This window comes from Plantactinospora solaniradicis (genome assembly GCF_042658085.1).
In the GTDB taxonomy this organism is placed as follows: Bacteria; Actinomycetota; Actinomycetes; order Mycobacteriales; family Micromonosporaceae; genus Plantactinospora; species Plantactinospora solaniradicis.
In genome coordinates this window covers 14752-26481 of record NZ_JBHSPR010000048.1, presented here as the reverse complement: position 1 = coordinate 26481, position 11730 = coordinate 14752, and the positions used below count along the sequence as shown (strand labels likewise).

The following is an 11730-nucleotide window of genomic DNA, read 5'->3' as shown; positions in this document are numbered from 1 at the left end:
CCTGCGCCCGAAGGCACCGTCAGTATCACCGAAGTTGCCCACGCCCACCAGCGGCATTACGCCGCACGGTGCCCGGCACCGCCGACCACCGGTGTAGGCAGTCCGCAGCCGGCCCGGCAGCCGTCACAGGCCAGAGGATGGGCGGTCAGCATCGTACGGCCAGTAGCCAACGGCACCGGCTGTCCGCCTCCGGATTACTGCCGCAGGAAGTCGTTCTGCAAGATTGCGGCCGGCCGAATGAGTCGCTCGGAAGGCCGAATGCCGGCACTTCAAGAGCGTCAAGGATGCAGAATGCGTCCGTTGAGCGTTCCTGTTGTCCTCGTGCTTCACGTCAGCTCCCGGATCCGCGATCCTGTCCGCGCGATGCACAAGTAGGCGACCGCCGCTTCCGCCGGTTGACTGCCAAGCAGCTCAAAGCACCGCAAACTCTCACTGGTCGGCAGAGCCGGCGCAGGACCCCAACGCCGCAACACCCCTCACACCGCACTGACAGTGATCAAAACATCACACCAATGATCATCCGTCTCGGCATCCGCTCTTCGGCAGTTCCGGACGGCGGGTCGAGGTGGTGCGCGGGTCGGCGTGGTGGGTGGGTGATCTTATCCGGTATGGGTTGTTGGCAAAGGGGTCATGATCCGTCGAGGGTCTGCCGGCGCATCGGGGAGTGCAGGATCGGCACCCACACCAGCGCGAGTGCGGCGCAGGCGACCCAGGTGGCGGTACGCGGACCGGAGAGATCGCCGACCAGTGCCGCCGCGGCCGCGCCGAGGGTGAGCGCGCCGCTGAAGATCACGCGCAGGGTGCCGTTGACGCGTCCGAGTAGCCGCGGCGGCGTGACGTGCTGGCGGAACGACATCAGAACCACGCTGTCGAAGCCGACCTTGAAGATGACGAGTGCCCAGGCGAGCGCGGCGGCCGGTCCGGGAACGGCCTGACCGACGAGCGGTAGCACGAAGGAGACTGGGGCGATCACCAGCCCGATCACGAGAACCGAGCGGCCGGCACCGAGAAGCCTCGACAGTCGTTCTCCGTAGAGCGCTCCGAGCAGGCCGCCGGTGCCGCCGGCACCGAGGAAGAGACCTAGCTGGCTCTCCGACCAGTGCAGTTCCTGGACCAGGATGAGCGGCAGCATCGCGACGGTACCCGCGGTCGCGAAGTTCACGAGCGCTCCGGCGACGGCGATCGCGCGCAGGGTGCGGTTGTGCCGGACGAACGACAGGCCCTCCCGTACCTCGGCCGCGAGTGAGCGTCGGACGGCCTCGACCCGGCGTGGCTCCGGCCGCTGGATGCGTCGGATCCACAGCGCCGACCAGAGGTAGCCGAGTGCCGTCGCGATCAGCACCGCCGAGGCTGTGGACACGCCGACCACCCAGCCGGCCAGCGCGGGGCCGCCGACCAACGCCATCTGCTCCACGATGCCGAGCCGCCCGTTCGCGGCGATCAGGCGTCGGCCGCCGCCGCCGACAAGGTCCGGCAGGTGGCTCTGCATCGCGACGTCGAAGAAGACGGTCGCGACGCCGTTGAGGAACACCACCAGCCAGAGCTGGGTCATGGTCAGGGCGGACAAGGCGGCGGCAACCGGTACCGAGCCGATCAGCGCGAACCGGGCCAGATCCATGGCGATCATGACCGGGCGACGGGCGACGCGGTCGAGCCACGCACCCGCCGGCAACCCGAGCAGCAGAAAGGGGGCGGTGCCGGCAGCGGCCAGTGCACCCGCCGTGCCCGGACCAGCGCCGAGCGATGTGATCGCGACGAGCGGGACGGCCACCTTGGCGATGTTGAAGCCCCATTTCGCCGCGACGGCGGCGACGAGGTAGAGGGTGAAGTCGCGGTGCAGGGTCCGGGCGTCGGGCTCACGACGGGGGGCGTGCTGGATCGACATGCCCGAACCCTCGGTATCGGTCGCCTGCCCGCGCCAACGATTCGGACTACGATGAATCCTCGTGGGGTCGACCTGATGCTGCGAATGTCGTTGTCCCTCGCCGATCTCGCGAGTGTCAGATTCGCGATCTCTCCCGCCTGGGAGGTCGTCGCGAGCCTGCGCGTACTGCGCGATCCCGGCGCGCACGCCGTGCACCTGCCATGGGTGAGCCGGCACCGGGCCGCGGTGCTGGCCGCACCCGACCTGCGGCAGCTGCACGACCTGGTGATCGCGCCGGAACGGAAGCTGCCGGGCTTCCTCGCGCCGGCGCCGCACTCGCCCGTGGCCGAGCCCGAGGCGGAGTTCGCGGCGGTCCGCAAGACGCCAGCGGTGGTCGTACGCGCGGAACTCACGGCGGTGTACGGCGACCGTCTGCCAGCCTCGCTGTCAGATTTGCGTCGCGTGCCGCGTCGTACCCTTCCCGTGATCGTGGAACAGATGCGGAGCTACTGGAACCTCGCGCTGGCGCCGTACTGGGGGCGGATGCGTGGCATCCTGGAAGGCGACGTGATGTTCCGGGCACGGCGACTCGCCGACGCGGGCCCGCACCGGATGTTCTCCGAACTCGATCCCATGATCTCGTGGTCGGACGACGTCCTATCGGTGAACCGGCCCAACCTGGACCTGCACTACGAACTCGGCGGGCGTGGCCTGGTGCTCGTGCCGTCGCTGTTCGCCTGGCCGAACGTCTTCGTCAAGGCGTCCGAGCCCTGGGCTCCGGTGCTGCGGTATCCCACTCGGGGCGTGGGGTCGATGTGGCTCAACGACCCACCCGCGACAGATCTCGCCCCCGTCCTCGGCCAGGCCCGCGCGACCCTGCTGGCCGAATTGACGACCCCGTCGACGACGACGTCGCTGGCCCGCCGTACCGGGCTGGCCCCGAGCGGAGTCTCGGCACACCTCTCGCGGCTCGTGACCGCGGGCCTGATCACCCGGCAGCGGGCCGGTCGACTGGTCTTCTACGTACGCACCGCGCGGGGCGACACACTTCTCGGCGACTAGTCCGGACGCAGACCGCCTGGTAACCAAGACAATCCCGGTCCCGACCACGACGTCAGGAAGTCGCTCGGATGTCTACTCCAGCCCGCCGCCGAGAACGCCCACAACCATCGAGCACCCGCTCGTCGGCATGATCGGACGTCGCGTGTCAGCCGTACGCCGCCACGCTCTGTGCCCCGTGCGCAGCCGGCTGCCGCGCGTGCTCTGCGGCAGATCAGGAAGCCGGCGCCGATCGGTGTGGCGACTCGGCTGATCAGAGACCACGGTCGTCAGTCTGCGTCGGTGGTGGGAGCCCGACGAGCTTAGTAAGAAATCGATCGACCTGCTCCGCGAGGGGTGGCCACGGCAGGTTGGGCTCGTTGATCCGTAGCGAGAGCATGCCGATCACCGCGGCACGGAGATCAAGCGCCAGGGTGAGTGGATCACCAGGCGGGGCGGCTTCGGCATTCATGCACTCCTGTATGGCAGCCGCGGTCCGTGCCAGCAGTACCTCTTTGAACGGCATGCCGGGACGTCGGCTGGCCTTGCTCTCGTGCATCACCTTGTAGAGGCCGGCATGTTCCTGTGCCCAGGCCGCCTGCGCCAGGATCCGCGCGCGTAGCCGCGAGCGAGCAGGGTGATGGCCCGACGGTCACCGGTGCACTCGAACCAACATCAGCTCGAGTGAGACAAGGGTGCACCAATGAGCATGTCCGTAACGGAACGTAGCCGCCAGAGATCTGGCCGGCACTCTTTAATCGGGGTTCACCGGCCCCTTCTCTCCGTCGGAGACTTGCCCCGATCGCACGACGCCCGAACGATCGAGCCGTCCATCCCTGCGTACCAGACCGGGCAGCCGAAGTCGGCTGCTGCTATCAGGCCAAACCAGACCTGTTCCGAACAGCGTCACGGTCGATCCGTCGGCTCACGTGATCAACTCGCCCCCCGAAAACCCCTGCTCGAGAGCGACAACCAATGATAACGAGCAATTACTCAAGAGGGCGTCTTTGCAGGTCAATGCGCGTTATCGACAACTGGCGACAAGCATCAGACTGTCACTGTTGGTAACAAGGGGTCGTCGGTTCGAATCCGGCCGTCCCGACGCAGGTCAGAGGGTTGATCCGAGACTGGGATCGGCCCTTCGGCTCGCCTGGGACCAAGATCAGTCAAGGGGTGCAGCGGGTGGCGCTTCTTGACCGCTGGTCAAGCTTCAAGCGGATACTCGGGGCAACTGCCGAGTTGTTCGTTCTCCCTATCAATGGCGCCGCGCAAGCGCAGCGCCGGCCCGCCCGCGCTCGGCCTGCTGGCGGCCTCCGGCCGGCATCGGCCGGAGGACGGGCCACAGCTTCACCTCACCCCGAGATGCCGCCACTCGCGCACATCAGATACCAGGGCCGTTGTCCAACTTCTTGACATGCCGGTCGGCGTCATGCCGTGCTGCATCTGAAGTGGCCAATCGGCTCGCCGAGCTGTCCTCGGCCGAGGGCAAACGGTGATGGTCGCGCCGCCACATACAGAATCGCGGCGATGGATAGGCCTAGGACGATCACGAGCGCAGTCCAGATCCATGTCATGGCCGGAGGGTAAATCTGAGGCGTCAGCGTGTACAGGTCGTGGCGATCGCGTGGCTCGGTTGGCCGCCGTCGAGGGCGGGACGATCGGATGCCGCACCGCTTCGCGGCTTGTCTGTTGCGGGTGGCATGGGCCCCGCAGTCCAGCCGAGTTCGTCGCCTAGGCTGCGGTCGTGAACGTTCCCGGTCCCGACGTGCCTGACAGCGGCCGGCGACGAGGCGGATTGACGGTCGCGCGGATCGCCCACCTGGCTGGTGTTTCCGCACCCACTGTGTCGAAGGTGCTCAATGGGCGTCGAGGCGTTGCATCGGATACGCGGCTGCGGATCGAGCAGGTCATCCAGGACCATGGCTACCGGCGCCAAGAGCAGTCCGAGCCTACGACCCCGGTGGTTGAGGTCGTCTTCCAGGCGCTGGACAGCCTGTGGGCGCTGGAGATTGTTCGAGGCGTATCGGAGGTGGTGCGGCCGCACGGGCTGGCCGTGGCGGTCAGCGAGATGGGCGGTCACCTGACCCCTGACGAAGCGTGGACGCGGGATGTTCTGGCCCGCCGGCCGGCCGGCGTCGTCGCGGTCTCGGCCAGACTCACCGAACTGCAGTCACGGCAGTTGGCCAGCCGCGCGGTTCCGCTGGTGATCGTGGACCCATCCGGCGAGCCCGCACATCAAACCCCCTCCGTCGGCGCGACCAACTGGAACGGCGGCCTCGTGGCCGCCCGTCATTTGTTGGAGCTCGGCCATCGCCGGATAGCCATGATCAACGGGCCGGACGAGTTCCTGTGCTGCCGTGCGAGGCTGGACGGATACCGCGCCGGGTCGGACGCCGCCGGTATGTCCCTCGACCCGGACTTGATTCGTAGGGCGCCGCTGTACGTGGAAGGCGGCTTCGCCGAGGCGCACTTCCTGCTGGCGCTTCCCGACCCACCGACCGCGATCTTCGCCGCCAACGATCTGCAGGCCCTTGGCGTGTACGAGGCGGCCCGCGCCGCTGGCGTGCGGATACCGCAGGAGCTGAGCGTGGTCGGCTTCGACGATCTTCCGTTCGGGCAGTGGGTTGGCCCGGCGTTGACGACGGTGCGGCAGCCCTTGTTGAAGATGGGCGCCACTGCCGCGGAACTGGTCCTGGCCCTCGCCGATGGCCGCAAGCCAGAACACGACCGGATCGAACTGGCGACCACACTCATCGTGCGGGACAGCACCGCGCCGCCGGCGGTCTCCCGTCCGGCGGTGCGTCGCCGCCGACGCTGAACGGCGCCGGTTATTTAATCTTTCTCGATTTCGAACGATCGTTGACGGTCGATCGGCCTTGAGGCACGATGCTCATGGAGCCGATGAATGGCCTGACGCGCGGGCGTTACGCCGCACGCGACGGCCGCATGTCGTAGGCGGATGGGCACCGCCTCCCCTGCGCTTCCGCTGTGCACGCTGGGTTCGGGCTGGCGAGCGCACCAGTCGGTGTCGGAAACGTTCTGCGATTCCGCGAAAATTTCCATGGCACCCCCACGGGCGTGTGCGACTTCAGGAGAAACTCATGTCCCCTCAACTTCACCGTCACGCGGTTGCTGCGGCGGTCGCAGCCATCCTGGTGTGTGGCAGCCTCGTTGCCCTCAGAGCCCCCGCGTCGGCCGCCCCTGATCCCGGCCCAATCGTCAAGGTCAACCAGGTTGCATACGTTCCCGGGCTACCCAAGCAGGCCACAGTGGTCAGCAACTCGGACGCGCCGATCGCATGGACCCTCCGGAACGCCGCAGGGTCGACGGTCGCGTCCGGGCAGAGCACGGTACGCGGCACCGACTCCCTGTCCGGCGACAACGTGCACACCGTCGACTTTTCCTCCTACGACACCGCCGGCACCGGCTACGTGCTCTCGGCAGCCGGCGCCAACAGCTACCCGTTCGACATCTCCGCCGACCCGGTTCGCCGGCTGCGGTACGACGCGCTGGCGTTCTTCTACCACCAGCGCAGCGGCACCCCGATCCTGTCCCAGCACGTCGGCGCGCAGTACGCGCGACCGGCCGGACACGTCAACGTCGCGCCCAACCAGGGCGACAACAACGTGGCGTGCCGCACCTCCTGCGGCTACAACCTGGACGTGCGCGGCGGCTGGTACGACGCCGGTGACCACGGCAAGTACGTCGTCAACGGGGGCATCTCCGCCTGGCAGCTGATCAACCAGTACGAACGGGCCGTCAACGTGGCCGGTGCCGACCCCGCGCCACTCGGCGACAGCACATTGGCCATTCCCGAACGCGGCAACAGCGTGCCCGACATCCTTGACGAGGCCCGCTGGGAGGTCGAGTTCCTACTCAGAATGCAGGTCCCCGACGGACGCACGTTCGCCGGCATGGCCCACCACAAGATCCACGATCAGAACTGGACCGGTCTGCCCCTGCTCCCGGACGCCGACCCGCAACCCCGGCTGCTGTCGCCACCCACCACTGCGGCCACCCTCAACCTCGCCGCGGTCGCCGCCCAAGCGGCCCGGGTGTGGCGAACCATCGACCCGAACTTCTCCGCGCGGGCACTGGCGGCGGCGCGGAAGGCATACACAGCGGCCAAGGCCAATCCGAACCGGCTCGCTGACCCAAACGACGGCACCGGCGGCGGTTCCTACGTCGACAGCAACGGCGTCGCCGACGAGTTCTACTGGGCCGCCGCCGAGTTGTACGTCACCACCGGCGAGTCCGGCTACCGCACCGACCTGACCGCATCGTCGTTCTTCCGCGGCGCCGGGTTCAACCAGCGCGGCCACGACTGGTGGTGGACTCCCGGCCTCGGTGACACCACCCTCGCCATCGTCCCCAACGGGCTGCCCACATCCGACATCTCGGCGACCCGATCAGCCATCACCGGTTTCGCCGACCGGCTCCTGAGCGCGATGAGCGCTCAAGGCTACCCGGCTCCGGCCGGCAGCCCGGCCAGTTACTACTGGGGCTCCAACGGTGTCACCGCCAACAACGCCACAATCCTCGCCCTCGCCTACGACTTCACCGGGCAGCAGCGTTATCGAGCCGGCGTCTACCAGGCTCTGGACTACTTCTTCGGCCGTAACCCGTACAACCAGGCCTACGTGACCGGCTACGGCGAACATGCCTCCCGCAACGTGCACCACCGCTTCTGGGCCAATCAGATCGACGGATCCCTGCCGATCGCACCACCCGGCGCGCTTGCCGGTGGCCCCAACGCGGGTCTGGAAGACCCGGTCGCCCAGGAACAACTCGCGGGCTGCCGGCCACAGAAGTGCTACCTGGACGACATCAACGCCTGGTCCGTGAACGAAGTCGCGATCAACTGGAACGCCGCCCTTGCCTGGCTCGCCAACTGGGCCGCCGAAAAGGCCGGCAGTGGCAGCAGCCCTACCGACAACCCACCGACCGCCCCCGGCACGCCCACCGCCTCAGGCGTCACCGCCTCCACTGCAAGCCTGACCTGGACCGCCTCGACCGACGACCGGGGAGTCGCCGGCTACGACATCGTCCGTATCCAAAGCGGCGCGCAGGCCGTGGTCGCCACCACGACCACCGCCTCCGCCACGCTCACCGGCCTCACCGCTGACACCGACTACACCGTCGCCGTACGAGCCCGAGACACCGCCGGGCAAACATCTGCGCTGTCCCCGGCGGTTACCCTCCGAACCGCCGGCGGCAGCACACCCAGCGGCTCTTGCGCCGTGACCTACTCGGCGAACAACTGGAACAACGGCTTCACCGCCAGCATCACCGTCACCAACACCGGCACCACCCCATGGAACGGCTGGACCCTCCGCTTCGACCTCCCTAGCGGGCAGACCGTCACCCAGGCATGGTCCAGCACGGTCACCCAGTCCGGCGCGACCGTCACCGCCACCAACGCCGGCTACAACGGCGACGTGGCACCAGGTACATCGGTCGGCTTCGGATTTAACGGCAACCACAACGGCACCAACACCAACCCCGCTACGTTCACCCTCAACGGCAACACCTGCAGCTAACCGTCACATCCGCGGTCGCCGCCGGAGCCGATGTCCGGCGGCGACCCGGCAGACATGGCGAGACTCACCACGGAAGCGCTGCCCGCCATCGCAAAATCCGCTGGGCCGCTGGAGTCCGCGGTCCGGCCTCGTTGCGGCCGGCTGGCCCCGAAGCACACCCCGGCCGGCGTGGAGATGACCGGCACCATCTCGCTCGACGAACTGCGCGCCGCTCCCCGGCTTCTGACCGACAAAGAGCGCATCTCGGCTGAACTCAGCCGAGCCGCCTGCCTTCAGCCGCCCCGGCGGATGCCGACGCCGGCCGCTACATCCGCTCAGCCGCGTTCGTCAGATTCCGTTGATGTTGGACAGCTCGGGCCAGGTCACTGGAACGGAACCAGGTCCATCCGCGTCGTGTCCAGGCCGTCGACTGAGCGGCGCGCGGTATTCGTCCCAGGTGCCCGACGCCCTGCGGCGACCATGCGCGTTCGGCGACGCCGGCGAGCCGCGGTAGCAGAAGAAATTCCAGGTCATCGCCGGAGGTGACCGTCTCGCACCAGACCGCGGCCTCGACACCGGCGGCGGTGGGCACTCCCACCGACACGGCCGCGGCGAGCGCCGCGCTCGGCTCCCAGTCGTAGCTCTGCCCGACCGTCTTAGAACTCCTAACGTCGGCACGTGCACGCACTGGCGGCCGGCTGACGTCGACGGCAGGGTCGGGTCGGCTGTGGCCGCTCTTGACCTCAAGTCCGGTTGGGGTTGAAAGATCCAAGCCAGGACCGCGAGCTCGGATAGCCCATCCACGGGGGAGCACATGAGTACTGACACCGGCTTCTATTCGATCATCGACTACACGGTCGATGGACCTGACACGCAACGTGAACTCGTGGCCGCCTTCGCAGACATTCAGGAGCGGTGGGTCCGGTTTTATCCTGGGTACCGGTCGGCCCGATTCCACGTCAGCACCGACGGCACCCGCGTCTACAACATCGTGCACTGGGCAAGCGAGGCGGACTACCACAACTTCGAGGCGACCTCCGACACCGAAGGCCGGATGGCAGCCATCGGCAAGGCACTGGACGGCTTGTCCGGCAAGGCCGAACCCCGGATGAGCGGCGACCCCCGCTACGTCGTCGTCCGCGAGGTCGGTCCCGGTCCGCAGCAGACCGACGCCTGAACCCGACTCACCCGAGCATGTGCAGCGATCCAACGCCGCCCGCCATTCGAAGGTACCCATGAAGATCGAGATATACGCGGACATCCTGTGCCCCTGGTGCTACATCGGCAAGAGGCGCCTCGCCGCCGCTCTGGGCAGGATCGCCGACCGCGACCGCATACAGGTCGTCTGGCGCAGCCACGAACTCGCTCCACAGGAAAGCAAAGTCCCCGGCCTGACGGCCGCTGAGGCGATGGCGGGCTGGTGGGGAGAACAGGCTTCCACCAGGATCATACGGATCCGCGCACTTGGTGTGGCAGAAGGCTTGGAACTCAACCTGCACCGTGCGCGGCCGGTGAACACGTTCGACGCCCACCGGCTGTGTCACCTCGCCGCCGACCACGGTCTCGCCGACACGATGATGGAGCGCCTGCTCCACGCCTACCACACCGAGGGTCTCAACGTCGCCGAGCCGCAGACCCTCGAACGGCTGGGCAACGAGGCCGGGCTGGACCCAACCGACGTACACACCCTGCTCCGCAGTGACGACTACGCCGAACATGTTCGGGCCGACGAACGCCGGGCCGCCCAGCGCGGCATCACGGGCGTCCCGTCGCTGGTGATCGACGGTCAACCACCGGTTTCCGGTGTCCAGACCCCTGAGGAGCTACACCAGTTGCTGAACCAGCGCCTGACCGCACTCGACTCCGCTGCACCAGCGGCATCGACCTCATCGACCCAGCGGCAGCGCGCGCCGTAGCCACCGGCGCTTCGCCGGCGTATGGGTGAATCCGCAACCTGAATCCGGACCCCGCAAGATCATCTGCAAGGTAAGCCCGGACTCCGCAAGTTCGCGCGGACGCGACACAAACCAGCGCGTAATCGCATCTGATCGAACATGCGGCGGCCGGAGTAGACATCCGATGGTCAGTAGGTGTCAAGTGCGGTGATCCCGACCGGTCGGGCGGGCCGTTGGTAACGCCCCTCGGGTGTCCAGCGAACCGCGCATCCCGCGCCCGCCAACTGTCGCATCTGACTGAAGGCTGCGGATGATCAAGACGCTGACCAGCAACTCGCAAGGGAGGTCCGGACGGTGCTGAGCCAGAGTGTCCGGACCTACCTTGCGGAAACCCTGGCGTGTCGCTCGTCCGGGGACGTGCGTGAGTAGCGCGATGCCTCCGGACGTGCGGCCGGGCGGGTACAACTAGCGGCTCAGAGAATGCTCGTGCCAGTCCTGGCTTGGTAGGTCAAGGAGCCGCGCGGATCAGGACCCCGTTGACGACGGTGGGGCGTCCGCCGACCCTGCCACATACCTGGGTTCCAGCACGAAGACGGGGATCACACGGTCGGTTTTCTCCTGGTATTCGGCGTACGGCGGATACGCGGCGACCGCGCGCTCCCACCACTCGGCCTTCTCGTCCCCGGCGATCTCACGGGCCGTCATGTCCTGGCGTACGGACCCGTCCTGGAGCTCCACGTGCGGGTCGGACTTGACGTTGAAGTACCAGACCGGGTGACGCGGGGAGCCGCCTTTCGAGGCCACAGCCGCGTACCGCCCCTCGTGCTCCACGCGCATCAGCGCGATCTTGCGGATCTTGCCGCTCTTCGCACCGCGCGTCGTGAGGATGACGACGGGCAGGCCCGTGTCCCAGAGTGTCGTCCCCTGCGTGCCGCCCGAACTCTCATACAGCTCGACCTGTTCGCGGACCCACTGCGCCGGACTCGGCTCGTACTCGCCCTCAAGAGGCATCGCGTCCACCCCATCGTCGTGTGCGGATCGTTGCGCGGTTCAACACAAGCCTCGCACGGGCCTGGCGCCATTGACGACGGACGTTGTTGAGGGAGAGCCATGTGCCGCGTCGGGAGGCGAAGATCGCGTCGTGTGGTTGTCGGCAGCGACGAGTTTGCGGGCCGGCAGCATGCCAACCGCGAATCGGGGCAACACGACCATCCGCTGGCCGGCGTCGCTCTTGGTCCAGAATTGTCGGAAGAATCCCTTGCCCTTAACGAAGACCAGCGTGCCGCAGATGGTCAGGGTGGGACGTTCGGCGGCGAGGTCTAGGTCCTCCCAGCGCAGGGCGCGGATCTCGCCGATGCGGGCGCCGGTGGCGAGCATGAGGTCAAATTGTCGGCCAGGCCGCCGGTGTGCCGAG

Annotated in this window: 9 protein-coding genes and 1 pseudogene; 5 read left to right on the top strand and 5 right to left on the bottom strand. The window is 67.6% G+C overall.

Features of this window, described 5'->3' with window-relative positions:
* Positions 1-628: 628 nt before the first annotated feature.
* The gene (locus ACFP2T_RS36265) at positions 629-1885 is read right to left on the bottom strand and encodes an MFS transporter (protein WP_377430020.1); all 1257 of its coding nucleotides are present in this window, start codon (positions 1883-1885) and stop codon (positions 629-631) included.
* Between the two features lie 51 nt (positions 1886-1936).
* Here ACFP2T_RS36265 and ACFP2T_RS36260 point away from each other — a divergent pair, with 51 nt between their 5' ends.
* Positions 1937-2926 carry a DUF5937 family protein gene (locus ACFP2T_RS36260; RefSeq protein WP_377430018.1) on the top strand — a complete coding sequence of 330 codons (990 nt, stop codon included), beginning with the start codon at positions 1937-1939 and terminating at the stop codon, positions 2924-2926.
* 250 nt (positions 2927-3176) lie between these two features.
* Here ACFP2T_RS36260 and ACFP2T_RS36255 read toward each other — a convergent pair whose 3' ends face one another.
* Positions 3177-3509, bottom strand: coding sequence for a TetR-like C-terminal domain-containing protein (locus ACFP2T_RS36255; RefSeq protein ID WP_377430062.1), 333 nt, complete (start codon positions 3507-3509; stop codon positions 3177-3179).
* Between the two features lie 1137 nt (positions 3510-4646).
* On the opposite strand from ACFP2T_RS36255, the gene ACFP2T_RS36250 reads away from it, so the two are divergent.
* Together ACFP2T_RS36250 and ACFP2T_RS36245 are read left to right on the top strand one after the other, a co-directional pair.
* A complete protein-coding gene (locus ACFP2T_RS36250; RefSeq protein ID WP_377430015.1) occupies positions 4647-5720 on the top strand; it encodes a LacI family DNA-binding transcriptional regulator in 1074 nt (357 codons plus the stop codon).
* Between the two features lie 283 nt (positions 5721-6003).
* Positions 6004-8442, top strand: a complete 2439-nt coding sequence (locus ACFP2T_RS36245; protein WP_377430013.1) for a glycoside hydrolase family 9 protein — start codon at positions 6004-6006, stop codon at positions 8440-8442.
* Positions 8443-8746: 304 nt separating this feature from the next.
* Here ACFP2T_RS36245 and ACFP2T_RS36240 read toward each other — a convergent pair whose 3' ends face one another.
* Entirely contained in the window at positions 8747-9109 is a 363-nt protein-coding gene (locus ACFP2T_RS36240) for a family 20 glycosylhydrolase (protein WP_377430059.1), read from the bottom strand.
* A gap of 126 nt (positions 9110-9235) precedes the next feature.
* Here ACFP2T_RS36240 and ACFP2T_RS36235 point away from each other — a divergent pair, with 126 nt between their 5' ends.
* Both ACFP2T_RS36235 and ACFP2T_RS36230 read left to right on the top strand, forming a co-directional pair.
* The gene (locus ACFP2T_RS36235) at positions 9236-9598 is read left to right on the top strand and encodes an antibiotic biosynthesis monooxygenase family protein (protein ID WP_377430011.1); all 363 of its coding nucleotides are present in this window, start codon (positions 9236-9238) and stop codon (positions 9596-9598) included.
* A 19-nt stretch (positions 9599-9617) separates the two neighbouring features.
* The gene (locus ACFP2T_RS36230) at positions 9618-10337 is read left to right on the top strand and encodes a DsbA family oxidoreductase (protein WP_377430009.1); all 720 of its coding nucleotides are present in this window, start codon (positions 9618-9620) and stop codon (positions 10335-10337) included.
* 504 nt (positions 10338-10841) lie between these two features.
* On the opposite strand, the gene ACFP2T_RS36225 is transcribed toward ACFP2T_RS36230, so the two are convergent.
* Together ACFP2T_RS36225 and ACFP2T_RS36220 are read right to left on the bottom strand one after the other, a co-directional pair.
* The gene (locus ACFP2T_RS36225; protein ID WP_377430056.1) at positions 10842-11327 is read right to left on the bottom strand and encodes a nitroreductase family deazaflavin-dependent oxidoreductase; all 486 of its coding nucleotides are present in this window, start codon (positions 11325-11327) and stop codon (positions 10842-10844) included.
* A gap of 13 nt (positions 11328-11340) precedes the next feature.
* A pseudogene (locus ACFP2T_RS36220) lies at positions 11341-11728 on the bottom strand (tyrosine-type recombinase/integrase); the annotation flags it as partial.
* Positions 11729-11730 lie beyond the last annotated feature (2 nt).

Excerpts from the sequence above, each read along its gene's own strand:
- ACFP2T_RS36260 (WP_377430018.1), top strand. The coding sequence starts at position 1,937 with ATGAATCCTCGTGGGGTCGACCTGATGCTGCGAATGTCGTTGTCCCTC.
- ACFP2T_RS36245 (WP_377430013.1), top strand. The coding sequence starts at position 6,004 with ATGTCCCCTCAACTTCACCGTCACGCGGTTGCTGCGGCGGTCGCAGCC.
- ACFP2T_RS36225 (WP_377430056.1), bottom strand. The coding sequence starts at position 11,327 with ATGCCTCTTGAGGGCGAGTACGAGCCGAGTCCGGCGCAGTGGGTCCGC.
- ACFP2T_RS36235 (WP_377430011.1), top strand. The coding sequence starts at position 9,236 with ATGAGTACTGACACCGGCTTCTATTCGATCATCGACTACACGGTCGAT.
- ACFP2T_RS36265 (WP_377430020.1), bottom strand. The coding sequence starts at position 1,885 with ATGTCGATCCAGCACGCCCCCCGTCGTGAGCCCGACGCCCGGACCCTG.